16 protein-coding genes and 1 pseudogene are annotated in these 24,513 nt (G+C 71.7%); 9 read left to right on the top strand and 8 right to left on the bottom strand.

What is annotated here, in order from left to right; translation table 11 throughout:
• Positions 1-22: 22 nt before the first annotated feature.
• The gene (locus ACFWRT_RS09480) at positions 23-1,102 is read right to left on the bottom strand and encodes an LCP family protein (RefSeq protein WP_380951662.1); all 1,080 of its coding nucleotides are present in this window, start codon (positions 1,100-1,102) and stop codon (positions 23-25) included.
• Between the two features lie 179 nt (positions 1,103-1,281).
• Between ACFWRT_RS09480 and galE the strand changes: the two genes are divergently transcribed.
• The 7 genes from galE (at position 1,282) to ACFWRT_RS09445 (ending at position 12,596) form a co-directional block, all read left to right on the top strand.
• Positions 1,282-2,292, top strand: a complete 1,011-nt coding sequence (gene galE, locus ACFWRT_RS09475; protein ID WP_380951661.1) for a UDP-glucose 4-epimerase GalE — start codon at positions 1,282-1,284, stop codon at positions 2,290-2,292.
• A gap of 148 nt (positions 2,293-2,440) precedes the next feature.
• On the top strand, positions 2,441-3,538 hold the full coding sequence (locus ACFWRT_RS09470; protein ID WP_380951660.1) for a PLL family lectin: 1,098 nt from the start codon (positions 2,441-2,443) through the stop codon (positions 3,536-3,538).
• On the top strand, positions 3,535-5,061 hold the full coding sequence (locus ACFWRT_RS09465; protein WP_380951659.1) for a hypothetical protein: 1,527 nt from the start codon (positions 3,535-3,537) through the stop codon (positions 5,059-5,061). The genes ACFWRT_RS09470 and ACFWRT_RS09465 overlap by 4 nt, the downstream gene beginning before the upstream one ends.
• Positions 5,062-5,245: 184 nt before the next feature.
• Positions 5,246-6,505 carry a CDP-alcohol phosphatidyltransferase family protein gene (locus ACFWRT_RS09460; protein ID WP_380951658.1) on the top strand — a complete coding sequence of 420 codons (1,260 nt, stop codon included), beginning with the start codon at positions 5,246-5,248 and terminating at the stop codon, positions 6,503-6,505.
• A 10-nt stretch (positions 6,506-6,515) separates the two neighbouring features.
• Positions 6,516-11,048: a bifunctional glycosyltransferase/CDP-glycerol:glycerophosphate glycerophosphotransferase gene (locus tag ACFWRT_RS09455; protein WP_380951657.1), complete on the top strand. Its 4,533-nt coding sequence runs from the start codon at positions 6,516-6,518 to the stop codon at positions 11,046-11,048.
• Positions 11,038-11,838 (top strand): rhamnogalacturonan acetylesterase, encoded by an 801-nt coding sequence (locus tag ACFWRT_RS09450; protein ID WP_380951656.1) that lies wholly within the window; start codon positions 11,038-11,040, stop codon positions 11,836-11,838. The genes ACFWRT_RS09455 and ACFWRT_RS09450 overlap by 11 nt, the downstream gene beginning before the upstream one ends.
• A 14-nt stretch (positions 11,839-11,852) precedes the next feature.
• A complete protein-coding gene (locus ACFWRT_RS09445) occupies positions 11,853-12,596 on the top strand; it encodes a hypothetical protein (RefSeq protein ID WP_380951655.1) in 744 nt (247 codons plus the stop codon).
• A gap of 68 nt (positions 12,597-12,664) precedes the next feature.
• Here the strand turns inward: ACFWRT_RS09445 and ACFWRT_RS09440 are convergent, their stop codons facing one another.
• The 5 genes from ACFWRT_RS09440 to ACFWRT_RS09420 form a co-directional block, all read right to left on the bottom strand.
• The gene (locus tag ACFWRT_RS09440) at positions 12,665-14,794 is read right to left on the bottom strand and encodes a 3-hydroxyacyl-CoA dehydrogenase NAD-binding domain-containing protein (protein ID WP_380951654.1); all 2,130 of its coding nucleotides are present in this window, start codon (positions 14,792-14,794) and stop codon (positions 12,665-12,667) included.
• A complete protein-coding gene (locus ACFWRT_RS09435; RefSeq protein ID WP_380951653.1) occupies positions 14,791-16,017 on the bottom strand; it encodes a thiolase family protein in 1,227 nt (408 codons plus the stop codon). Before ACFWRT_RS09435 ends, ACFWRT_RS09440 begins: the two co-directional genes overlap by 4 nt.
• Positions 16,018-16,293: 276 nt before the next feature.
• The gene (locus tag ACFWRT_RS09430; protein WP_380951652.1) at positions 16,294-17,568 is read right to left on the bottom strand and encodes an HRDC domain-containing protein; all 1,275 of its coding nucleotides are present in this window, start codon (positions 17,566-17,568) and stop codon (positions 16,294-16,296) included.
• Positions 17,569-17,684: 116 nt separating this feature from the next.
• Positions 17,685-18,347 carry a helix-turn-helix transcriptional regulator gene (locus ACFWRT_RS09425; protein WP_018491682.1) on the bottom strand — a complete coding sequence of 221 codons (663 nt, stop codon included), beginning with the start codon at positions 18,345-18,347 and terminating at the stop codon, positions 17,685-17,687.
• A gap of 213 nt (positions 18,348-18,560) precedes the next feature.
• Positions 18,561-19,220, bottom strand: coding sequence for a DUF3000 domain-containing protein (locus tag ACFWRT_RS09420; RefSeq protein ID WP_380951650.1), 660 nt, complete (start codon positions 19,218-19,220; stop codon positions 18,561-18,563).
• Between the two features lie 92 nt (positions 19,221-19,312).
• Here ACFWRT_RS09420 and hemE point away from each other — a divergent pair, with 92 nt between their 5' ends.
• Positions 19,313-20,398 (top strand): uroporphyrinogen decarboxylase, encoded by a 1,086-nt coding sequence (gene hemE / locus ACFWRT_RS09415; protein ID WP_380951649.1) that lies wholly within the window; start codon positions 19,313-19,315, stop codon positions 20,396-20,398.
• A 33-nt stretch (positions 20,399-20,431) separates the two neighbouring features.
• Here hemE and ACFWRT_RS09410 read toward each other — a convergent pair whose 3' ends face one another.
• Both ACFWRT_RS09410 and ACFWRT_RS09405 read right to left on the bottom strand, forming a co-directional pair.
• Entirely contained in the window at positions 20,432-21,811 is a 1,380-nt protein-coding gene (locus ACFWRT_RS09410) for an FAD-dependent oxidoreductase (RefSeq protein ID WP_381121251.1), read from the bottom strand.
• A 73-nt stretch (positions 21,812-21,884) separates the two neighbouring features.
• Entirely contained in the window at positions 21,885-22,883 is a 999-nt protein-coding gene (locus ACFWRT_RS09405) for a DUF4349 domain-containing protein (protein ID WP_380951648.1), read from the bottom strand.
• Between the two features lie 127 nt (positions 22,884-23,010).
• On the opposite strand from ACFWRT_RS09405, the pseudogene hemG reads away from it, so the two are divergent.
• Positions 23,011-24,512, top strand: a pseudogene (gene hemG / locus ACFWRT_RS09400) (protoporphyrinogen oxidase).
• Position 24,513 lies beyond the last annotated feature (1 nt).

The raw sequence follows: 24,513 nt of genomic DNA, 5'->3' as shown, positions 1-24,513 counted from the left end.
CGAGGAGCGGCGGGACAGGCCGTCAGCCGCCGGTGGCGGGGGACTTCTTCGCTTCCTCGGGGATCGCGGTGTCCTCGCGGATCGCCTTCCACAGCTGACCGGCCCGCGGTTCGGCGGCGACCACACGGTTCGGGTCGGCCTTGTCGTACGCCACCGGCAGCATGATGGTCTCCATCGAGGCCGGGTCGACGCCGTTCATCGAGCGGCCGAACTCCGCCAGCGAGGTCAGCGAGGCGAGCCCCGAGTCGGTGGTGAGCGACTTGGTGGCCGACTTGGCGATCTTGTACGAGTTCGCCGGACTGCCCAGCAGGTCCTGGGACTTGACCTCGCTGAGCAGGGCGATCAGGAACTGCTGCTGGAGTCCGATGCGGCCGAGGTCGCTGCCGTCGCCGATGCCGTGCCGGGTCCGGACGTACGCGAGGGACTCGGTGCCGTCCAGCTTCTGCGGCCCGGCGGTGAGGTTCAGCCCGCTCGCCTTGTCCTGGATGTCCTGCGGTACGTCGACGGTGACGCCGCCGATGGCGTCGACCAGGTCCTTGAACCCGGCGAAGTTGATCTCCAGGTAGTGGTCGATGCGGACGCCTGACATCTTCTCCACCGTCTTCACCACACAGGCCGGACCGACCTGGGAGTAGACGGAGTTGAACATGACGCGGTCCTTGGCGGGCACCGTCGATCCGCCGTCCTCGACGCACTCGGGCCGGGTCACCAGGGTGTCCCGCGGTATGGAGACGGCGACGGCCTTGGCGCGGCCCTCGGGTATGTGGACGACCAGCGCGGTGTCGGAGCGGGCGCCGGCCACGCTCCCGCCGCCGCCCAGCTCCTCGTTCTCCGCCCCGGCCCGCGAGTCCGAGCCCAGGACCAGCAGGTTCTGCCCGCTGGTGGGGAGCTTCTCCGGACGGTCCTCGCCGAGCGCCGTGTCGATGTCGACGCCCTTGATATTGCCGTCGAGCTGACTGTAGAGCCAGTAGGCGGTGCCCCCGCCGGCGAGCAGGAGGACGAGCAGGACACCGAGGGTGATCTTCAGGCCACGGCGGCGCTTGGGCGGCTTCGCCGCGCGTCGGGAGGCGCGGGGGCCGGGTGTCGTCTCGTCATGGCTCATCGTGCTCGAGTCCTCAAATCTCTTCGCCCAGGGCAGCAGGGGAGTGCGGGGGACTCGGGTGGGGGGTGTGACCGGTCCGTGAATGTTCGACTGACCGAGCACTATAGAACAGATGAGCGCTGGCGCGGATGGGTCGACGCGGATAGGGGACCGTGGGCGCGTCGAACTATTATTCGCTCATGACTTGGTTGATAACGGGCGGTGCAGGTTACATCGGGGCCCATGTCGTGCGCGCCATGACGGCGGCCGGTGAGCCCGTCGCCGTCTACGACGACCTCTCCACCGGAGACCGTGCGCGCGTTCCCGACGGCGTGCCCTTCGTGCACGGCTCCACCCTCGACGCCTCCTGCCTGCGGCGCGCGATGAGCGATCTGTCCGTGCGCGGAGTGGTGCACCTCGCGGCGAAGAAGCAGGTCGCGGAGTCCATGGAGCGGCCCCTGCACTACTACCGGGAGAACGTCCAGGGGCTCGGGACGCTGCTGGAGGCGGCGGCGGACAGCGGGGTGCGCGCGTTCCTGTTCTCCTCGTCGGCCGCCGTGTACGGCATGCCGGATGTGAAGCGGGTGACGGAGGAGACGCCGTGCACCCCGGTCAACCCGTACGGGGAGACCAAGCTGGCCGGTGAGTGGATGGTGCGGGCGGCGGGGCGGGCCCACGGCATGGCGACCGCCTCGATGCGCTACTTCAACGTGGCGGGCGCGGCCTCCCCCCACCTCGTCGACCCCGGGGTCTTCAACCTCGTGCCCATGGTCTTCGAGAAGCTCACCCAGGGCGCGGCGCCGGTGGTCTTCGGCGACGACTACGACACCGCGGACGGCACCTGCGAGCGTGACTTCATCCACGTCGAGGACATCGCCTCGGCTCATCTGGCGGCGGCGCGGGCGCTCCTCGGCCGCGGTCCCGGAACGGACCTGACGGTCAACATCGGCCGTGGTGAGGGCGTTTCGGTACGCGAGATGATCGACCTGATCGGCGAGGTGACCGGGTACGGCCCCGCCGCCGAGCCGGTCTCCGCCCCGCGCAGGCCGGGCGACCCGGCCCGGGTCGTCGCCTCGGCGGACCGCATCGGGCGGGAGCTGGGCTGGTCGGCCCGCCACGACGTCCGCGCGATGGTGACCTCGGCCTGGGAGGGCTGGTGCGGGCTCCACCCGGCCGCGCGCCGGACGTCCGCCGAGCCCCCCTCCGCCTGAACGCCCCCGGCCTCGGCTTCGCGAAGAACGCCCCCCGCGACCTGACCCCGCCCGGCCCCCACGACCTACCTGCCCCCTCGCCCGGCCCCACGACCGAACCGCCCCCTCGCCCGGCGAGGACCACCAGCCCCGGAGGGTGACCACCAGCATGCCAAGCGCCTCCCCGCGCCTCGCCGGACCCCGGACCGCCTCCGCCCCGACCGGCTCCGCCCGCCCCCTGGGCGGCCCGTGGCTGGTGACCGGATACGACGGCAGGCTGACGGCCTACGTCCATGCCGAGGACACGATCCTGCGGTGGACGCAGACCGCGGCGGGCGGCTCCCGGTGGCAGGGCCCGGAAACCCTCCCCGCACCGGGGATCACCCACCTCGGCGTGGTGCACGGGCAGAACCGCTACGTGCACTTCCTCGGGCTCCGGACCCGCCCGAGGGCCGACGGCTGGTCGCACGTCGACGTCATGTACGCCACCCAGTACCAGACGGGCCGGCCCATGACCCCGTGGCGCTCGCTCGGGAACCCCTTCAAAGAGATCGGGAAGGCCGCGGAGGTGGGGGCGCCGGCGGGCGCCGTCCGGACCGACGGCGCTCTCTACGTCTGTGTCCCGACGGGCCCCGGCGGTGTGGCGCTGCGCCGGGAGAACCGGAAGGGGGCCTGGGTCCCCTGGACCGTGCTCGACGCGGCCGGGGCGACGGACGGCCCGGCCCCGGCGGCGACCTCCGACAGCGTGGTCGAGCTTCTCGTGCCCACCCGGGTGTCGGCTCTGCACCTGCGCCAGGCGAAGCTCGGCGGGCCGATGGAGCGGGGGGACGAGGCGCGGGTGGTTCCGGTGCCGGGTTCGGTGACCCCGCTGGAGACCGCGGCCGGCCGGATCACGTACTACCTGACCGACGCGGCCGGCGGGGGTGTGGTCGCGCTGCGGCCCGGTTCGTGGCCCCTGCCGCTGGGCGGAGCCCCGGCGGACGGCCGTATCGCCGCTCTGCGCACCGAACTGGACGGCCTCGACTGCACGGTGCTCGCCGTCAGGGGGATCGCCGGGACCGTCACCCTCGGGGTGTGCGCGACCGAGGGCGAGCAGTCCGGTGTGTGGTGGACCGACACCGCGATGCGCTGCCAGGGGGATCCGTCGCTCGCCCGCGATGGCCAGGGGCGCGTGGTGGTCGCGGCCCTGGACGCCGAGGGCCGGCCGGCGGTCGCCCGCCAGGAGGACGGCCAGGGTCTGACCCTCAGCGACTGGAGGCGGATATGAGTACCGCCGCTCTCCCGAGGGTGACGGTCGTCGTCGCGAAGCACCGGGACGCGGTGCCGCTCGTCGCCGGGCAGCGTGCTGTCGCCATCGGTGTGATCTGCTCCGAGGAGGACGACAAGGAGGGCCGGGCGGCCCTGGGCCGGGCTCTCGCCGAAGCCGAGGGGCGCGGTTGCCGGGTGGTCCACGCTCCGCGCACGCTCGGCGGGCAGCAGGGGCGTGGCCAGGAGAGCCTGCTGAAGGAGTTCCACGAGGTCCGCCCGCAGCGGCTGCTCGTCCAGGACCCCGACCCGGTCCGGTCGGCGTACGACGAGAGCACCGGCGTCCCGGCGTACGACGTACCGCCCGGCCACGCCACCACGGCTCTCGACGCGCTCGCGGCCGCCCGTGACCACCAACTCGCCACCGGGGAGCCGGTCTTCGTCGAATGCCGCAGGGCCGGTGCGGACGAGCGGGGCGACCTCCTCGCGCCGCTGCGCCACCCGCGTACGGTGAACTGGCTGGCCGAGGGGTTCGACGGGAGGCTGACCGCCTTCCTGCCCTCCGCGGGGGGAGTGCTGCGCTGGACCCAGGCCGAGCCGGGCGGCGGCGTCTGGCAGGGACCCGAGACCCTGCCCGGCCCCCGGCTGATGCCCGCCCTCACCGTCTGCCGTGACCCGCACGGATTCGTGCACCTCTTCGCGCTCCGCAGGACGCGGCGGAAGGGCGGCGGCGAGGACGTCTCCGTCGTACGGGCCGCGCAGTACCGCACCGGCGGCCCCCTCACCCCCTGGCACTCCCTCGGCAGCCCCAACCCCGGGGACCGGTACAAGAGCCGCGAGGGCGGGTTCCCGGCGGCGGGCTTCGACGCGTCCGGCGCGCTCCTCGTCTTCGCCCGGAACTTCGGACACAGCGTCAGCTACCGGATGCAGGGGGCGGACGGGGAGTGGACGCCGTGGCAGCACCTGAGCGGTGTCCGGATCGCGGACGAGATCGTGACCGTCGTCACGGCCCGGGGAGACGTCGAGGTCTTCGCCCGCGCCCGGGACTCCGCCGCCGTGGTGCGGTGGTTCCGGCCCGGGGCCGGCGCGGCCTGGACCGAGGACCGGAGCCTCGCGCTCTCCCCGGCGCCGGGATCGCTGGCGGCCGGTCCCGAGCCCGGCACGCTCCTCTTCCGGGACCTGCGTACGAACGAGCCCTGCGTCTGGCAGCCGGACACCGCGTCCGTGCTCCCGCTCGGCGGCGCCGACGGCGTGGGGCCGGTCACCGGGGTGCCGGGCGTCGAGTCGGAGGGCTGGGCCTACTCCGCTCTCGTACGCTCCGGGCCCGACGGCACGTGTGTGGTGGGCGCCCACGCCCAGGGGCGGCCCGACGCGGGGGTCTGGTGGAACGACCTCGGCGCCCCCTCCCGCCTGATGCCCGCGATGGTCCGCGACCGCACCGGGGGAGTGACGTTGGCAACCGCCGGCGAAGGGGGCCGGCTGTCGGTGGCGCACCGTCTGTCACCGACCGGGGCCTTCCACTTCGGCGCGTGGAACACAGTGTGACGACGGCTCTACATTCTTGATCCTTCGGAAATCTTACTGATAACAAACCTGGCGGTTTTCTGTTCAGGTTTTGATAAAGTCCACGTGTCTCTCATGTGAAGAGCCCACGGGGGTTACGTGAACATGGAGGCCCCCTGTGCGAGGCCCGGGGGGTGTTCGCCGTCGTTCTCGTGACTGAGGGGTCATGGCCAAACTCTCCCTGCGTGCTGTCCAGAAGCTCACCTGCAAGAAACGTGATGCCTGGTGGACGGTGGCCCTGGTCGACCCGGTCGCGACCCGCATGCTCATCGTCATGGCGCGGTTCGACTTCATCACCCCCAACCGGGTCACCTGGGCGGCGCTCTTCATCGGCCTCGGCTCGGCCGGGTTCTTCCTCAAGGGGGACACGCAGTCCCTCGTCATCGGGGCGGCGCTGTACCACCTGAGCTTCATCCTCGACTGCATCGACGGAAAGCTCGCGCGGCTCAAGGGCAACGGCACGGTCTTCGGCGGCTGGCTCGACTACGTCTTCGACCGTATCCGGGTGCTGTTCTGCGCCCTGGCCCTGATGGGCGGCCAGTACCTCCGCACCGAGGACGAAAGGTTTCTCCTCGCCGCCCTGGCGGTGGTCTTCCTCGACATGCTCCGTTATGTCGACGCCCTTCAGATCTACAAGATGCGCATGTCGATGCGGGCGAAGATCGAAAAGGTCACCAAGGAGCAGCGGGAAGCGGAACGGGCCGCCGAGGCCTCCCGGGCCGACGAGGAGGCGCCGCAGGTCCAGTTCATGGAGGACCTCCTGCGCGACCACCCCGAGGCCGAGGCCGAGCTGCTCAAGCAGGCCGGCGCCGGCCAGGTCGTCGACCTGCACGCCCAGTTCCGCCACCGGTTCCCCTGGTACCGCAGGGTGCGCCAGGCCCTGCTGCGCAGCCGGATCAGGCCGCACCTCATCAGCGGCATCGAGTTCCAGATGTTCATCTTCATCGTGGGCCCGCTGATCGGCCAGATCCTGATGACGGTCCTGGTATCGGCCGTGCTGATGGGCCTCTTCGAGCTCATCATCATGTACAAGTTCTGGCTCTCCACCCGTGACTTCACCCAGGTCATGGCCGAGCTGAACGCGAACGCCCCCAGCACGTCCGGGACCATATCCCCCCACCTCCACCGCGGCCGGCACCGCCGCGGGGTGCCGGAACAGATCCTGGCCGACGCCGAGCTGCTGAACCCGCAGCCGGAGGACGACCCGGGCTTCCACCCGTACCCCCAGCCCTACACGGACCAGCCCTACACGGACCCCTACGAGCCGCCGGTCCGCGACGAGTGGCCGCCGCCGTACGCGTACGACGTCCCGCAGGCCTACGAGCGGCCCTACGACCACGGGGCCGCCACCCGGACCCGGATCCGGCCCCTGTACGCAGCCCCCCACACCCACCAGCCGCAGCAGCACGGTCACCCGGGCGAGTGAGGGAGCCTCGATGAGCTACGAACAGGACACCCCCGACGTCTGGGTCACCGTCGTCATCCCCGCCTACAACGCGGCCACGACGATCGGGAAGGCCCTCCAGTCGGCCGTCAACCAGGCGTACGAACTGGTCGAGGTGATCGTCGTCGACGACGCCTCCACCGACGGCACCCTCGACGTCGTGAAGAGCTTCGCGGGTGACGACCACCGGGTCCGCGTGCTGCGCAGGCCCACCAACAGCGGCGGTGTCGGCGCGCCCCGCAACCTGGGCATCGCACAGGCGGCCGGCCGGTACGTGACGTTCCTGGACGCGGATGACGAACTGCCGCCGCGGGCGTGCGAACTGCTGCTCGCCGGGGCCCTGGAGAGCGGCAGCGACATCACCGCCGGCCGGGCGGTCCGGGTCAACCGGGCCACCGGCGACACCGAGGGATGGGCACCGGAGGTGTACGCGATGGCGCGTACGGTGCCGGGCCTCGCCGAGTTCCCCCTGATGCTGACCGACCCCATCGCGGCGGCGAAGCTCTACCGGGTGGACTTCCTGCGCGGATCGGGTGTCTGGTTCCCCGAGGGAGTGTTCTACGAGGACACCTACTTCTCCACCGTCGCGGGCTGCCTGGCCGACGGCATCACCATCGTCACCGACCCCGTGTACCGGTGGATGTGGGAGCCCGACGGCGGATCCATCACCGGCCGCACCGGTGAGCTGCGCAGCATCACGGACCGGGTCGCCGTGCACCGAGCCACCGACGCCTTTCTCCTGGACCGGGGGCTGTGGCAGCTCAAGGTGCGCAAGGACTCCAAGTTCCTCGCGCACGACCTCCGGCTCTACATGCGGGCGCTCTCCGAGGGCGACCCCGAGTTCCAGCAGGGCTTCGCCGAGATCGCGAGCAGCTACCTCCGCACGGTCAGCGACGAGGCCTTCGAGCTGTGCGACCCGGTGGACCGCGTGCGGGCGTACCTCGTCATGTACCAGGAGATCGAGGCGGCGCTGACGACGCTGGACTACGCCCAGCGCAAGAGCGTGCTGTCATCCTTCCTCCTGGAGGACGAGGGCCGCGTCTACTGGTCGGGCGACCACCTGCACCTGCCGGACGCCCGGCGCATGCTCGACGTCACCGAGCTCGGGCTGACGCAGGACAAGCTCGCCCGTGAGCCGCTCTTCGCCCAGCTCGACACCTGGTCGCTGGACGCGCCGTCGAAGTTCCGGTTCCAGGGCCGGCTGGTCAACCGGTTCGGGCGCATCAAGGCCGGTGACGACCTCAAGCTCACCCTGGCCGTGCGCAACCGGCACACCAAGAAGGACATCACCGCCCCCGTCCCGGGCGTCGAGATCGACGACCGCTTCGTCTCCTTCGGCGGGGCGGTCGACCTTGCGGCCCTCATCGGTGACACGTACGCGGACAGCACCGTCTGGAACGTCTCCCTCGTCGTCGAATGGAACCGGACCCGGTCGCGCTCCCCCCTCAACGTCCGCGACGCCGAACTCGGCGGGCTCGGCTTCACCTCGGACGGCGAGGAGTTCGAGGGCTACCGCACCGTCAGCGGCAACCTGGCCCTGCGCGCCGCGACCGCCGGCCGCCGGACCTTCGAGTCCGCGCAGAACGACCCCGGCGCACCGTGGATGTGGTGGCGCGGCCGGCTCCACCGGCCGTTCGCCACCCAGGACCACCCCTTCGAGATGGCCGTCGTCGTCCCCTGCTACAACGTCGCCCAGTATCTCGACGACTGCCTCTCCTCCATCGCGGCCCAGGAGGGCTTCGCCGCCACCCAGGTCATCCTGGTCGACGACGGAGCGACCGACGAGACCCCGCGGATCCTGGACGACTTCGCGCGCCACTACGCCAACGTGACCGTGGTGCACCAGGAGAACGGCGGGCTCGGCAACGCCCGTAACAACGGCCTCGACCTCGTCACCGCCCCCTACGTCACCTTCCTCGACTCCGACGACATCCTCGGCGAGCAGGCCCTGTCCCTGATGCTCCAGGCCGCCTGGCGGGACGGCTCCGAGGTGGTCGTCGGGGACCTGGTGAACTTCCCGGACCGCCCCTACGGCCCCTGGAAGGAGTACTTCGGCAGCGGGGACCGCCGGATCGACGACCTGGCCTCGGTGCCGGACCTGGTCTTCAGCGGGTCCGCCTGCAACAAGGTGTTCAGCACCGGCCTGCTGCGGCGTCTGGGGGTGCGCTTCGGCGAGGGGGTCCACTTCGAGGACGCCTGGGTCACCCTGCCGAGCATGCTGCGGGCCGAGGCGATCAGCATCGTCGACCGGCCGGTCTACTACTACCGGGGCCGCCCGGACGGGTCGTCCATCATGGACTCCCTGTGGAGCAAGCCGGCGAACTACCGGGACCACCTGCGGCTCAACCACTTCCTGCTGAACTACACCGTCACCGAGCCGGCCGACATCCGGCGGATGTTCCAGCGCTATGTGACGCGTACCTACAAGGGCTTCCTCTGCAACGCCCGCAGCGTCATGGGCCGCAAGCAGTTGGAGGAGATGTTCCCGGACATCCACCGCCACTACGCGGAGATACCCGACGACATCATCCTGGAGTACGCGACCAACCCGGCCCAGCAGCTCGACCACTACGCGGCCAAGAGCGGCAACCTGGAGCTCTTCCGCGATCCGGCGCCCGCCCTCGCCGCGGCGCCCCTGCGGCTGGAGATCGACGACGACGGGTTCCACCGCGCCTTCGACGGCGGTGCCGGGAACACCCGGGCCGCCCGGGTGAACGACCCCAACGTCGTGGTGGAGTCGGTCCGTACCCGCGGTGATGTGCTGGTGGTGGAGGGCTGCATGGCCTTCCCCGGCATGGACATCAGCGGCCCCCTGCACAACCGGCTGGAGTTCGTCCACCAGACGGCGAAGGCCAAGATCAGCGTCCCGCTGCGGCAGGTGGCCCGCCGCGACCTGTGGAACACCCGCAACAACCGTGACCTGTACGCCGGCTGGTACGCCGAGATCCCCCTCGTGGACCTGGTCCGCGGCGGCTTCGGGGTCGGTGACTTCCGGCTCCGCGTCCACCGGGTGGACGGGGTGCGCCACCGCAACGTCGTCATGAAGGCCCGGCTGCCGCTCCACCGGCTCAAGGGCCCCGGGCGGATCGGCCGGCACCCCTACATGCTCACCATCGGCGGGCAGGAGGCGCTCCACCTGCGGCTCGTCGACCGGTGGCTCCGCGCCCGGGCCAAGCACGCGCTGTGGCGCACGGCCCGCGAGATCCGCATCCTCAGGACCCGCAACCCGGGCTGGCGGATGCGGCTCGCCTACTGGCTGACCTACCCCTTCCTCAACTCCCGGGAGATCTGGCTCATCGGCGAGCGGTCGGACACCGCCCAGGACAACTCGTACCACTTCTTCAAGTGGATCCGGACGAACCGCAAGCGCCGCAAGGCGTACTACGTCATCGACGGGAAGTCCCCGGACTACGCCAAGGTCGCCGGGTTCGGCAGGGTGCTCAAGCTCGGTTCGTTCAAGCACCGGATGTACCTGCTGCACGCGACCAAGCTGATCGGCTCGTACGACTCCGAGTCCTATCTGGTGCCCGACGGCTACCGGAAGGTGCTCTTCCTGCACCGCTTCGGCGAGCTGGTGAAGTACCAGCGGGTCTTCCTCACGCACGGCATCAGCTACAACGACGTGACGTCCGGGATCGACCAGCGGATCACCAGCTACGACCTGATCGTCGCCGCCGGCCGCCAGGAACGCGAGTACCTGGCGCTGGAGGCCGGGTTCGGCGACCGTGCGGTGCTGGCCGGCCTGCCCCGCTTCGACGCCCTGCGCCGGGAAGCGACGGAGCGGCCGCGGATCCTGCTCATGCCGACCTGGCGGCAGTGGATCGTGACGGCCTCCTACAAGAAGGCGGCCGGACCGGCCAAGACGGCCTTCACCCAGTCCGAGTACTTCCGGTTCTACCGGTCGCTGCTCTCCGACCGGAGGCTCGCCGAGGCGCTGGAACACTTCGGCGTCGACCTGGAGTTCTTCCCCCACTACGAGATCCGCCCGCACCTGCACCACTTCCGCCTGGACTCTCCCGCCATCCAGGTCGCCGACCCGAAGACCCGCAACGTCCAGCAGGCCATGAAGGAGTGCTCCCTCATGGTCACGGACTACTCCTCGGTCTTCTTCGACGTCGCCTACATGGGAATCCCGCTGGTCCATGTCCCCTTCGACGAGGAGGACTTCTACGGACGGCACTACAAGCGGGGCTACTTCAACCTGTCGGAGGACGGCTTCGGCCCGGTCTGCCGCACCGTCGACACCGCCGTCGACGAGATCATCGCGGCCATGGCCCGGAAGTTCACCGTCCAGAGCCCCTACCGGGAGCGCGCCGAGTACTTCTTCGCGCACCGGGGCGGCGGGAACTGCGAGCGGGTGTACGGGGAGATCGACGCCCTCGGCGATGCCGGCGCCATCGCCCTCGGCCCGTCCGGCCCGGTGGCGGAGCTGCTGCCGGCCCCCGAGGTGGCACCGCTCGCCGACGCGGGCCTCCACGGCGCCCCGCACATCCAGGAGAAGGGCAGGTGGGAGCGTGCTGTCTGAGGGAATCCATCAGCCGCCGCGGCCGCCCAGGATCTTCCTGGCCGGTGGTTCGTCCACCGTGACACGCGAGGCCGGCATGGCCCCCATGACCGGCTGGGGGCAGGTGCTGCACCTCTTCCTCGCCCCCGGGATCGAGGTCGTGAACTGTGCCCGGGCCGGGGCGAGCTCGCGGACCTTCCACGAGCGGGGCCGGCTCGACTGGATCCTGGCGAACATCGCCCCGGGCGACTACCTGCTCATCTGCTTCGGGATCAACGACGCCAAACCGGAGAAGTGGCTCCGCAGCGAGGCCTACGGCGACTACCCCGTGCATCTGCGGGCGTTCATCGACGGGGCCCGCGAGCGCAACGCCCACCCGGTCCTCGTCAGCCCGCCGGAACGCGACACCCACGACGTGCACGGCAACCTGCCGAGGAGCATCACGGAGTACCCGATGGCGATGGCCGACGTGGCGGCCGAATGCAGCGTCCCCTACATCGACCTGTACAACCGGAGCCACCACTGGTGGGCGCAGCTCGGGCCCGCGGGCGTACGGCCCTTCTTCATCAACCTGGAGCCGGACGAACACCCGAACTTCCCCGAAGGGCTGCGCGACCCCATCCATATGACGCCGGCCGGTGCCATAGCCTGCGCCCGCTTCGTCGCCTACTCGCTGGTGGCGGAACAGGTCGTTCCGGCGCACTGGGCCGTCGACCTCGACCGCGAGCACTTCCCGCCGGACGCGGTGACCTGGCTCGACGACGCGACCCACCACGAGCTGACACAGGCACGCACCCTGGGCACGGGCTGAGAGGCGGAAGAACCATGAGCACCTTCACTCTGGCACGCCTGCACAGCGTCCAGCAGGACAACCCCCAAATCGTCTGCCGCTCGGAGCTGCGCTGCGACCGGGACCCCGCGCTGCCGGTGCGGCCCGGTGAGCAGATCGCCTGCGAGTGGATCCTCACCCCGGAGGGCGACGGCGCCCGCTTCTACGGCTACCTGATGGCGGACTCGTTCACCCGGGTCGCCACGATCGAGAACCTGGCCGGTCTCAAGCTGCTGCCCACCGGCGACCGCTACGCCACGTCGACCACGCCCGGCGTGGAGCGGATCGCCAGGTTCACCCTCCGGGTGAACGCCTACGTGCCGCCCGACGCCTTCCTGGTCCCCGTCCTCCGCGCGGGCATCATCGCCGGCAACGGCACGGGCCTCACCTCCACGACCGCCTCCCTCAAGGACCGCGGCTTCCGGATCGCCGCCCTGCCCCCGCAGGGCCGCAGCATGCTGCTGCTGCCGGGACACCGAGGGGTCCTCAAGGGCCTCGCCGACGGGCTGGGGGAGGGCGTACGGCTCATCGGCGTCGGCCCCGCCCGCCACGGGGTCACCGCGGCCGAGCCGGACGGATCGGTGATCTACGACCCGTTCCACGGCCACCTGGGGTACGACTGGTTCGACTACGTCCTCGATCCGGGCACCGGCGTCCCCGTGCGGGGACGGGTGACGGTCCACGTCGGAGACCTGGGCGCCGCACCGGGAGTGCTCCGCACCACGGCACCGGGACGCTGACGCCGTAGCGAGACGCAAAGGGGCCCGGCGCACCGTACGGTGCGCCGGGCCCCTTCCCGTACCGGAGGCTAGGCCGGGACGCTCGCCACGCCCTGCGCCAGGAACGGCTTGCCGTTCACCCGCTGGGAGACGCCCTCACGGTCCAGGTACGGCGTGATGCCGCCCAGGTGGAAGGGCCAGCCCGCACCGGTGATCAGGCACAGGTCGATGTCCTGCGCCTCGGCGACGACACCCTCGTCCAGCATGAGGCCGATCTCCTGCGCCACGGCGTCGAGCACGCGGTCGCGGGTCTGCTCCTCGGTGAGGACGGTGTCGCCCTGCTTGAGCAGGGCGGCGACCTCGGGGTCGAGGACCGGCGCACCGGAGTCGTAGACGTAGAAGCCGCGCTTGCCGGCCTTGACGACGGCAGCGAGGTTCTGCGAGACGGTGAAGCGCTCCGGGAAGGCGCGGTTCAGGGTCTCGGAGACGTGCAGGCCGATGGCCGGGCCGACCAGCTCCAGAAGCACCAGCGGGGACATCGGCAGGCCGAGCGGCTCGACGGCCTTCTCCGCGACCTCGACCGGGGTGCCCTCGTCGATGACGTTCTGGATCTCGCCCATGAAGCGGGTGAGGATGCGGTTGACGACGAACGCCGGGGCGTCCTTCACCAGGACCGCGGTCTTCTTCAGCTTGCGGGCCACACCGAACGCGGTGGCCAGCGAGGCGTCGTCCGTCTGCTCGCCGCGCACGATCTCCAGCAGCGGGAGGATCGCGACCGGGTTGAAGAAGTGGAAGCCGACGACCCGCTCGGGGTTCTTCAGCTTCGACGCCATCTCGGTCACCGAGAGCGAGGAGGTGTTGGTGGCGAGGATCGCGTGCGCCGGGGCGACCGCCTCGACCTCCGCGAACACCTGCTGCTTGACGCCGATCTCCTCGAAGACGGCCTCGATGATGAAGTCCGCGTCCGCGAAGCCCTCGGCCTTGTCCAGGACACCGGAGACCAGGCCCTTGAGGCGGTTGGCCTTGTCCTGGTTGATGCGGCCCTTGCCGAGCAGCTTCTCGATCTCGGCGTGGACGTAGCCCACACCCTTGTCGACGCGCTCCTGGTCGATGTCCGTGAGGACGACCGGGACCTCCAGGCGGCGCAGGAACAGCAGCGCGAGCTGCGAGGCCATCAGACCGGCCCCGACGACGCCGACCTTGGTGACCGGGCGGGCCAGGCTCTTGTCCGGGGCACCGGCCGGGCGCTTGGCGCGCTTCTGGACCAGGTTGAAGGCGTAGATGCCGCTGCGCAGCTCGCCGCCCATGATCAGGTCCGCGAGGGCATGGTCCTCGGCGTCGAAGCCGGCGGACAGGTCGCCGTCCTTGGCCGCCGCGATGATGTCCAGCGCGCGGTACGCCGCCGGGGCCGCGCCGTGCACCTTGGAGTCGGCGACGGCCCGGCCGCGGGCCACGGCCGCGTCCCAGCCCTCGCCGCGGTCGATCGCGGGCCGCTCGACGGCGAGTTCGCCCCTGAGGACGGCCGCGGTCCAGATCAACGACTGCTCCAGGAAGTCCGCGCCCTCGAAGATCGCGTCGGCGATCCCGAGCTCGTAGACCTGCTTGCCCTTGAGCTGCCGGTTCTGGTTGAGCGAGTTCTCGATGATCACCGAGACCGCGCGGTCCGCGCCGATCAGGTTCGGCAGCAGCGCGCAGCCGCCCCAGCCGGGGACCAGGCCGAGGAAGACCTCGGGCAGCGAGAACGCCGGGATGGCGGTGGAGACGGTGCGGTAGGAGCAGTGCAGACCGACCTCGACACCGCCGCCCATCGCCGCGCCGTTGTAGTACGCGAACGTCGGGACCGCGAGGCCGGAGAGACGGCGGAAGACGTCGTGGCCGCCCTTGCCGATGGCGAGCGCGTCCTCGTGGCGGCCGAGCAGCTCGACGCCCTTGAGGTCGGCGCCGACGGCGAAGATGAACGGCTTGCCGGTGATGCCGACGCCGGTGATGGTGCCGTCGGCGGCCTCCTTCTCGACCTGGTCGATCGCGGCGTCCAGGTTCGCCAGCGACTGCGGTCCGAAGGTGGTCGGCTTGGTGTGGTCCAGGCCGTTGTCCAGCGTGATGAGCGCGAACCGCCCGGCGCCGGACGGCAGGTCCAGGTGGCGTACGTGCGCCTGCGTGACGACCTCGCCGGGGAACAGCTCGGCCGCACCCTTCAGAAGCTCAGTGGTGGAGCTCACTTGTTGCCTCCGTCGGCGTTGAAGTGCGGGTTCTCCCAGACGACCGTGGCGCCCATGCCGAAGCCGACGCACATCGTCGTCAGGCCGTAGCGGACCTCGGGCTGCTCCTCGAACTGCCGGGCCAGCTGCGTCATGAGCCGGACACCGGAGGAGGCCAGCGGGTGGCCGTACGCGATCGCGCCGCCGTACTGGTTCACGCGGGCGTCGTCGTCGGCGATGCCGTAGTGCTCCAGGAAGGCGAGCACCTGCACGGCGAACGCCTCGTTGATCTCGAAGAGACCGATGTCGTCGATGGACAGACCGGCCTGGGCCAGCGCCTTCTCCGTCGCCGGGATCGGGCCGTAGCCCATGACCTCCGGCTCGACGCCCGCGAAGGCGTAGGAGACCAGCCGCATCTTGACCGGGAGGCCCAGCTCGCGGGCGACGTCCTCGGCGGCGAGCAGCGATGCGGTGGCGCCGTCGTTGAGCCCCGCGGCGTTGCCGGCCGTGACGCGGCCGTGGGCGCGGAACGGGGTCTTCAGGCCCGCCAGCGACTCCATGGTGGTGCCCGGGCGCATCGGCTCGTCGGCGGTGACCAGGCCCCAGCCCGTCTCGCCCGCCTCGGCGTTGGTGCGGCGCACCGATACCGGTACCAGGTCCTGCTGGATCTTGCCGTTGGCGTACGCCTTGGCGGCCTTCTCCTGCGAACGCACCGCGTACGCGTCGGCGCGCTGCTTGGTGATCGTGGGGTAGCGGTCGTGGAGGTTCTCCGCCGTCATGCCCATGAACAGGGCGGACTCGTCGACCAGCTTCTCCGACACGAACCGCGGGTTCGGGTCGACGCCCTCGCCCATCGGGTGGCGGCCCATGTGCTCGACGCCACCGGCCACGACGACGTCGTACGCGCCGAAGGCGATGGAACCGGCCGTCGAGGTGACGGCGGTCAGCGCGCCCGCGCACATGCGGTCGATCGAGTAGCCGGGGACCGACTGCGGCAGACCGGCCAGGATTCCGGCGGTACGGCCGAGGGTGAGGCCCTGGTCGCCGATCTGCGTGGTCGCGGCGATGGCGACCTCGTCGATCTTCTTGGGGTCCAGGTCCGGGTTGCGGCGCAGCAGCTCCCGGATGGCCTTCACGACGAGATCGTCGGCGCGGGTCTCGTGGTAGATGCCCTTCGGGCCCGCCTTGCCGAACGGGGTGCGGACGCCGTCGACGAAGACGACGTCCCGGATGGTACGAGGCACGATGGCTCTCCTCCAGGGTGCGGGATGGCACTGCTGCGGGGCACGCCCGTGGGGCGCGCCGCCTGACCTCATGCTACTTGCGGGTAACCAGACTGCCCACCCCCCATGGCCGGAGCGTCGAAGGTCACACCGCTCCCGTACCCGCCGAGGCGCCCGCGAGACGGCGGAGAGGCCGGAGAACCTGGCGCGATTTCGACCATCGGTTCGCCGGGCGAACCGGGCCTGGACAGCGGAAAACCCCCGGCCGGTGACCGGGGGTGTCTTCCGCGCGGAGGCTCAGGCGCTGGTGTCGAGCGCCCGGACGAGCAGCGGCCCGACCTGCTCGATCTGCCAGTTCCGCGCCCCGTACGCCGCGAGCGTGTCCTCGACGGCGCTCGGCGTCAGGGTCTTCGGCGGCTCCCAGCAGACCCGGCGCACGGTGTCCGGGGTGATCAGGTTCTCCTGCGGCATGTGGAGCCGCTCGGCCAGCTCGGAGACTGCTGTACGGGCCGCCGAGAGCCGGGCGGCGGCCGCCGGGTCCTTGTCGGCCCAGGAGCGCGGCGGCGGCGGACCGGCCGGCTGCTGGCCGGGCTGCGGCAGCTCCGACTCCGGCAGCGCCTTCGCCCGCTCCACGGCCGCCTGCCACTGCTCCAACTGCCGGCGGCCCATCCGGTGGCCGAATCCCGGCAGTGCGGTGAGCGCAGCCACGTTGGCGGGCACCGCGAGAGCCGCCTCCACGATCGCGGCGTCGCCGAGCACCTTGCCGGGGGAAACGTCGCGGCGCTGGGCCACCTGGTCCCGGGCGTTCCACAGCTCGCGGACGACCGCCATCTGCCGGCGGCGGCGCACCTTGTGCATGCCCGAGGTGCGGCGCCAGGGGTCCTTGCGCGGCGGGGCGGGCGGCGCCGAGGCGATCGCGTCGAACTCCTCCCGCGCCCACTCCAGCTTCCCCTGCTGCTCCAGCTCGTCCTCCAGCGCGTCGCGCAGGTCGATGAGGAGCTCCACGTCCAGCGCGGCGTACCGCAGCCAGGGCTCGGGCAGCGGGCGGGTGGACCAGTCGACGGCGGAATGGCCCTTCTCCAGGGCGTAACCGAGGACGTTCTCCACCATGGCGCCGAGGCCGACACGCGGGAAGCCCGCGAGCCGTCCGGCCAGCTCGGTGTCGAAGAGCGAGGTGGGAGCCATGCCTATGTCCCGCAGACAGGGCAGGTCCTGGGTCGCGGCGTGCAGGATCCACTCGGAGCCGTCGAGGGCGGTGGACAGGCCGGAGAGGTCGGGGCAGCCGACCGGGTCGATGAGCGCGCTGCCCGCGCCCTCGCGGCGCAGTTGCACGAGGTAGGCGCGCTGGCCGTAGCGGTAGCCGGAGGCGCGCTCGGCGTCGACGGCCACCGGTCCGGTGCCCGCGGCGAAGGCCGCGATCACCCGGGCCAGGGCGTCGTCGGAGGCCACCACCGGGGGAATGCCCTCGCGAGGCTCGAGCAAGGGGATCGGCGCCGGGGCGACGTCGTCCGGGGGAGCGCCCCCGGTGGTTCGCAGTGAACTGTCTGCTGCGGTCTCTTGGGCGTCGGTCACGCGTCAAGGGTATCTGTGTATACGAGCCACCCGTCGACGGAACGTTCCGTCGACGGGTGGCCATGCGCGTAATCCAGCCGGGGACGCATCGGTGCACGTCCCGGCGGGGGTGGGGGTCAGTGGATGATGCCCGTCCGCAGGGCGACGGCGACCATTCCGGCGCGGTCCCCGGTGCCGAGCTTGCGGGCGATGCGGGCGAGGTGGGACTTGACGGTCAGGGCGGAGAGGCCCATCGAGACGCCGATGGCCTTGTTGGACTGGCCTTCGGCGACCAGGCGGAGCACCTCCACCTCGCGTCCGGACAGTTCGCGGTAGCCGCCCGGGTGGCTCGGGGACCCGGGGGGCCGGCGGTGCATACGGGCCGCGTTGGCGCCGATGGGGGCGACGCCGGGGCGGCCGGGGTGGCCGATGTTGGTTCGGGTGCCGGTGACGACGTACCCCTTCACGCCGCCCGCGAGGGCGTTGCGAACGGCGCCGATGTCGTCGGCGGCGGAGAGGGCGAGACCGTTCGGCCAGCCTGCGGCACGGGTCTCGGACAGCAGGGTCAGCCCGGAACCGTCGGGCAGGTGGACGTCGGCAATGCAGATGTCGCGCGGGTTGCCGACGCGGGGACGTGCCTCCGCGATGGACGACGCCTCGATGACGTCACGTACTCCGAGGGCCCACAGATGGCGGGTGACGGTGGAACGGACGCGCGGGTCGGCCACGACGACCATGGCCGTCGGCTTGTTCGGGCGGTAGGCGACCAGGCTTGCGGGCTGCTCAAGGAGAACGGACACCAGGCCTCCTGGGGGAGTGGCGGGACGGGGGGCCGGCTCGGGGGATGAAGCCGGGGCGAACCGTGCTTGAAGGGTCATTGACCTCTTCGGCAGCAGACCCGTCCTCCTTTAGAGGAAGATCACGATTTGGTGAGTAACAATTCGGGCAAATAGGACGCGCGATCGATTGTACGAAAAGAGAGTCGGCGTATGTGCGAAATGGGTGACGCGGTGTTACGAAACCTGCGGCCCGCGCCGCTGCGGCAGCGTCACCACCGCCGCGTCCGCCGGGTCGGACGGCGGCAGCCCCGCGATCTGGCAGAGCAGATCACCCCAGGCCATCAGGTGCGACGCTGCGTCCGGCACCCCGCCGCGCCCCTCGCGCGGCGTCCACGAGGCGCGGATCTCGATCTGCGTCGCCGGACGGCGCGCGGAGAGCGCACCGAAGTAGTGCGATCCGGCGCGTGTCACCGTCCCTCCGGCTTCCCCGTACGACAATCCGCGCGCGTCCAGCGCCCCGGTCAGCCAGGACCAGCACACCTCCGGCAGCAGCGGATCGGCGGCCATCTCCGGCTCCAGCTCCGCCCGCACCAGCGTCACCAGCCGGAAGGCGCCCTTCCAGGCGTCGTGGCCCGCCGGATCGTGCAACAGGACGAGCCGGCCGTCCGCGAGATCGTCCTCGCCGTCGACCACCGCCGCCTCCAGGGCGTACGCGTGGGGCGCCAGGCGCTGCGGGGGCCGCGTGGTCTCCACCTCCAGCTCCGGGCGGAGCCGGGCCGAGCGCAGCGCGTCGACCGCCGACCGGAACGCGGGCGGGACGGGAGGACCCTCCGCACCGTCCTTGCTGTCAGCGCCATCGGAATGATCGGAAAACTGTCCCTGAGCCGGAGCCATGCCGGGAAGAGTAGGCGGAACGTGGGCCTCGTGCAGGGAGAGACACCCGTGCGGCGCCGGGCTCCTTCGCCATGCGTGCGAAGATTTGGTGCGTGAGTGCCAACACCAGCCCCACGGGCCAGCAGACGACGACCGCCGCCAGCAACGACGCCACCCGCGACTCGGCGTTCCTCAAGGCCTGCCGGCGGGAACCCGTGCCGCACACGCCGGTCTGGTTCATGCGGCAGGCGGGGCGCTCGCTGCCCGAGTACCTGAAGGTCCGCGAGGGCATCGCGATGCTCGACTCCTGCATGATGCCGGAGCTGGTCACCGAGATCACCCTCCAGCCGGTCCGCCGCCACAAGGTCGACGCCGCGATCTACTTCAGCGACATCGTGGTGCCGCTGAAGGCCATCGGCATCGACCTCGACATCAAGCCCGGCGTCGGCCCCGTCATCGCCGAGCCGATCCGCACCCGCGCCGACCTGGCCCGGCTGCGCGACCTCACCCCCGAGGACGTCCCGTACGTCACCGAGGCCATCGGGATGCTCACCGCCGAGCTGGGCGCCACCCCGCTCATCGGCTTCGCCGGGGCCCCGTTCACGCTGGCCAGCTACCTCGTCGAGGGCGGCCCCTCGCGCAACCACGAGCGCACCAAGGCCATGATGTACGGCGACCCGCAGCTCTGGGCCGACCTCGTGGACCGGCTCGCGGAGATCACCGGCGCCTTCCTCAAGGTCCAGATCGAGGCCGGCGCCTCCGCCGTCCAGCTCTTCGACTCCTGGGTCGGCGCCCTGGCCCCCGCCGACTACCGCCGCGCCGTGCTCCCCGCCTCCGCGAAGGTCTTCGACGCCGTCGCCCCGTACGGCGTGCCCCGCATCCACTTCGGCGTCGGCACCGGCGAGCTGCTCGGGCTGATGGGCGAGGCCGGGGCGGACGTCGTCGGCGTCGACTGGCGGGTCCCGCTGGACGAGGCCGCCCGCCGCGTCGGCCCCGGCAAGGCGCTCCAGGGCAACCTGGACCCGGCCGTGCTCTTCGCCCCGACCCCGGCGGTCGAGGAGAAGACCCGCGAGGTGCTGGACCAGGCCGCCGCTCTGGAGGGCCACATCTTCAACCTGGGCCACGGCGTCATGCCGAACATGGACCCTGACGCGCTGACCCGGCTCGTCCAGTACGTGCACGAGCAGACCGCGCGCTGACTGCGGGGCGTCCGGGGTGCGGGAGGCTCAGTGTCAGCTTCCCGCGCCCCGCACCGCCGCCACCGTCTTACGGGCCGCCACCAGCACCGGGTCCCACACCGGTGAGAACGGCGGCGCGTAGCCGAGGTCCAGCGCCGTCATCTGCTCCACCGTCATCCCGGCCGTCAGCGCCACCGCCGCCACGTCCACGCGCTTGGCGGCCCCCTCGCGGCCGACGATCTGCACCCCGAGCAGCCGCCCCGTACGCAGCTCCGCGAGCATCTTCACCGTCATCGGCTTCGCCCCCGGGTAGTACCCCGCCCGCTGCGTCGACTCGATGGTCGCCGTGACATAGCGCAGGCCGACGGCCTGCGCGTCCTTCTCCCGCAGCCCGGTCCGGGCGATCTCCAGGTCGCAGACCTTGCTCACCGCCGTACCGACGACGCCCGGGAACGTGCCGTAGCCGCCGCCGACGTTGGAACCGATGACCTGGCCGTGCTTGTTGGCGTGGGTGCCCAGCGCGATGTGGCGGGTGCGGCCCGCCACCAGGTCCAGGACCTCCACGCAGTCGCCGCCCGCCCAGATGTTCTCGTGGCCCACGGCCCGCATCGCCAGGTCGGTCAGGATCCCGCCGTGCGGCCCCACCGTGAGCCCCGCCTCCCGGGCCAGCTCCGCCTCCGGCTCGACGCCGATGCCGAGGACGACCACGTCCGCCGGGTAGGTCCGCTCCTCGGTCGCCACCTCGCTGACCCGGCCGTCCGGACCCGTGAGGATCTTGGTGACGGACGCGCCGTTGACCGTGGTGATGCCGAGTCCGTCCATCGCGTCGTGGACGAGCTTGCCCATGTCCGGGTCGAGGGTGGCCATCGGCTGCTTCCCGCGGTTGAGGACGGTCACCTCGAAGCCGCGCTTCAGCATCGCCTCGGCCATCTCGACGCCGATGTACCCGGCGCCGACCACGACCGCCCGCCGACCGGGGGCGTGGTCCAGCGAGTCCAGCAGCGCCTGCCCGTCGCCCAGGGTCTGCACCCCGTGCACGCCTGGCGCGTCGATGCCCGGCAGCTCCGGGCGGACCGGACGCGCCCCGGTGGCGATCACCAGCTTGTCGAACCCCGTCCAGTACGACTCGCCGCTCTCCAGGTCCACCGCGCGCACCCGCTGCCCGGCCACGTCGATCCCGGTGGCCTCGGTGCGCATCCGCAGGTCGATGTCCCGCTCGCGGTGCTCCTCGGGCGTACGGGCGATGAGGTCGTCGGGCCCCGCCACGTCCCCGCTCACCCAGTACGGGATGCCGCACGCGGAGTAGGAGGTGAACCCGCCGCGCTCGAAGGCGACGATCTCCAGCTCGTCCGGCATCTTCAGCCTGCGGGCCTGCGACGCGGCGGACATGCCCGCCGCGCCGCCGCCGATGACCACGAGTCGCTCCGCTGCCATGTCTCCGGGTCCCTTTCGCCGTGCCGGCCGGCCGTATCAGCCGTCAGGGAGCCCAGGCTACGGCGGAGCGGCCTCAGGGGGCCGGTGTGGTCTCCGGCTTCGGTTCCGATTCCGGCTTCGGTGCCGCCGGGGCCGTACGGGCCGTCCGCCGGGCGCGCAGCACCCGCCACAGCACCAGCAGCAGCGCGGCCGTCGCCAGGAACGGGGCCGAGGCGCCGATCGCCACCGCGATCCACCGGAACATCGTCACGAACGCGTCCCAGCCGCCGCCCAGCGCGTCCAGGAACCCCGGGTCGTCGTCCTTCCCGTCCTTGCGCGGGGCGTCCGCCTCGGTAAGGTCCAGCGTGATCGTCGCCAGCGTGGTGCGGTCCGTCAGGCTCGACTGCTGGGCCAGCAGGGACTCCAGATCGGCCTGACGGCTGCTCAGCTCACCTTCGAGCGTGACGACATCGCTGATCTTCTCCGCCTGGTCCATCAGCTCCCGGACCCGCTTCACGCTCGCGCGCTGCGTGGCGATCCGGCTCTCCACGTCGACGACCTGGTCGGTGACGTCCTTCGCGTTCGAGGAGCGGGAGAGCAGCTTCCCGGCGCCGGCCAGCTTGCCGAGCACCTCCTGGTAGCTGTCCTGCGGCACCCGCAGCACCAGGTGCGAGGACTCGTGCTCGTCGTCGATCCGCTCGGTGGTCTCGGTCGCGACCAGGCCCCCGCTCGCCTCCACCGTGCTCCGGGCGGTGGCCGCCGCCTTCGGCGCGCTCTTCACCTCCACCGACAGCTCGGCGGTCCGGATGACATGGCTGCCCGCCGCCCCCGGCTTCGGCGCCTTCTGCCGCTCGCCGCCCTTCGCCGCCTCCGGAGCCGCGGAGGCCGCCGCCCCGTCGCCCGGGGCGTACTGATCGCCCACGATCCCCTTCTCCCCGCTCGCCTTGAGGTCGTTCGACCCCGCGCTCGCGTCGGACGCGTCGCCGGCGCCGCAGCCGCCGGCGAGCAGCACCGCGCCGAGAGCGCCGGCCGCCAGCGCGGCACGGAGACGGGAGCGGCGGTGGTGGAAGCGGTGATCGATATCGGTGTGCATAACAGGTCCCCCCAGGACGTGTGGTGATACTGCCGGTTCGACGCGGGCCCTCCCGAACCGGTTTCCGGCCGTGGGTTGCGAAGTGGTCACGGCCGGTGCTCGGAGAAGGGTTTGAGAGAGTGGACCCATGCAGCGCTCACATCAGGATGCGGACCCGCCCGCCCGCCACGTCGTCGTCATCGGCGGCGGCATCGCCGGACTGGCCGCCGCCCACCGCCTGGTCGCCACCGGCCTGCGGGTCACGCTCCTGGAGGCCACGGACCGGCTCGGCGGCAAGCTCATGACCGGCGACGTCGCGGGCGTCCAGGTCGACCTCGGCGCCGAGTCGATGCTGGCCCGCCGTCCCGAGGCGGTCTCCCTGGCCGAGGCGGTCGGCCTCTCCGGCCGCCTCCAGCCGCCCGCCACCGCGACCGCCTCCCTCTGGACGCGCGACGCGCTGCGCCCGATGCCCAAGGGCCACGTCATGGGCGTCCCCGGCGACCCGGCCGCCCTCGACGGGGTGCTCACGCCGGAAGGCCTCGCCCGGATCGCCGAGGAGCGCGACCTGACCCCGACGCCCGTCGGCGAGGACGTGGCGGTGGGCGCGTTCGTGGCCGACCGGCTCGGCCGCGAGGTGGTCGACCGCCTGGTGGAGCCCCTCCTCGGCGGGGTCTACGCGGGCGACGCCTACCGGATCTCGATGCGCGCCGCCGTACCGCAGCTCTTCGAAGCGGTGAAGGAGGGCGGCCCGCTGCTGGAGGCCGTCCGCCGTATCCAGGAGCGAGCGGCGGCCCGGCAGCAGACCGGGCCCGTCTTCCAGGGCATCGCGGGCGGCATCGGCACCCTGCCGGACGCCGTGGCCGACGCCGTACGGGCCTCGGGCGGCGCGATCCTCACCGAGACCCCGGTCCTCGGTCTGACCCGTACGGACACGGGCTGGGCGGTCCGCACCGACACCGGGGTGATCACCGCCGACGGCATCGTCCTCGCCACCCCCGCCTGGTCCGCCTCCGCCCTCCTCGCCGCCGAGTCCCCGGCCGTTTCCGCCGAGCTGACCGGCGTCGAGTACGCGTCGATGGCCCTGGTCACCCTGGCCTTCCGCCGTACCGACATCGAGGCGTACGAGGCCCTGCGCGGCCGCTCCGGCTTCCTCGTACCGCCGGTCGACGGGCGCACCATCAAGGCGTCCACCTTCTCCAGCAACAAGTGGCAGTGGGTCGCCGACGCCGCCCCGGACCTCTTCGTGCTCCGCACCTCGGTCGGCCGGTACGGCGAGGAGGAGCACCTGCACCGCGAGGACGGCGAACTCGTCGCCGTATCCCTGCGCGACCTCCGGGCGGCCACCGGACTCGCCGCACGCCCGGTCGACAGCGAGGTCACCCGCTGGATCGGCGGACTGCCGCAGTACCCGGTCGGCCACCACACCCGGGTCGCCCGCATCCGCGACGAGGTGGCGAAGCTGCCCGCCCTGCGGGTCTGCGGCGCGGTCTACGACGGGGTCGGCATCCCGGCCTGTGTCGCGAGCGCGCAGCGGGCGGCGGACGAGATCATGAGCGAGTTCGCCGGAGAGATCACGAAGGAGAGATCATGAAGGAGATCATCGCCACGCCGACCCTGGTTCAGGGCACCGGGAGCGAGGCGGGACAATAGC

Source organism: Streptomyces cyaneofuscatus (assembly GCF_042718795.1).
GTDB classification, from domain to species: domain Bacteria; phylum Actinomycetota; class Actinomycetes; order Streptomycetales; family Streptomycetaceae; genus Streptomyces; species Streptomyces cyaneofuscatus_A.
Note: the sequence above shows the minus strand (reverse complement) of the source record. Positions and strands in the feature narration are given on the sequence as shown.

What these genes read in the sequence shown, in the direction of transcription:
- ACFWRT_RS09480 (WP_380951662.1), bottom strand. Translation starts at nt 1,102, where the DNA reads ATGAGCCATGACGAGACGACACCCGGCCCCCGCGCCTCCCGACGCGCG.
- galE (WP_380951661.1), top strand. Translation starts at nt 1,282, where the DNA reads ATGACTTGGTTGATAACGGGCGGTGCAGGTTACATCGGGGCCCATGTC.
- ACFWRT_RS09470 (WP_380951660.1), top strand. Translation starts at nt 2,441, where the DNA reads ATGCCAAGCGCCTCCCCGCGCCTCGCCGGACCCCGGACCGCCTCCGCC.
- ACFWRT_RS09465 (WP_380951659.1), top strand. Translation starts at nt 3,535, where the DNA reads ATGAGTACCGCCGCTCTCCCGAGGGTGACGGTCGTCGTCGCGAAGCAC.
- ACFWRT_RS09460 (WP_380951658.1), top strand. Translation starts at nt 5,246, where the DNA reads ATGGCCAAACTCTCCCTGCGTGCTGTCCAGAAGCTCACCTGCAAGAAA.
- ACFWRT_RS09455 (WP_380951657.1), top strand. Translation starts at nt 6,516, where the DNA reads ATGAGCTACGAACAGGACACCCCCGACGTCTGGGTCACCGTCGTCATC.
- ACFWRT_RS09445 (WP_380951655.1), top strand. Translation starts at nt 11,853, where the DNA reads ATGAGCACCTTCACTCTGGCACGCCTGCACAGCGTCCAGCAGGACAAC.
- ACFWRT_RS09420 (WP_380951650.1), bottom strand. Translation starts at nt 19,220, where the DNA reads ATGGCTCCGGCTCAGGGACAGTTTTCCGATCATTCCGATGGCGCTGAC.
- ACFWRT_RS09410 (WP_381121251.1), bottom strand. Translation starts at nt 21,811, where the DNA reads ATGGCAGCGGAGCGACTCGTGGTCATCGGCGGCGGCGCGGCGGGCATG.
- ACFWRT_RS09405 (WP_380951648.1), bottom strand. Translation starts at nt 22,883, where the DNA reads ATGCACACCGATATCGATCACCGCTTCCACCACCGCCGCTCCCGTCTC.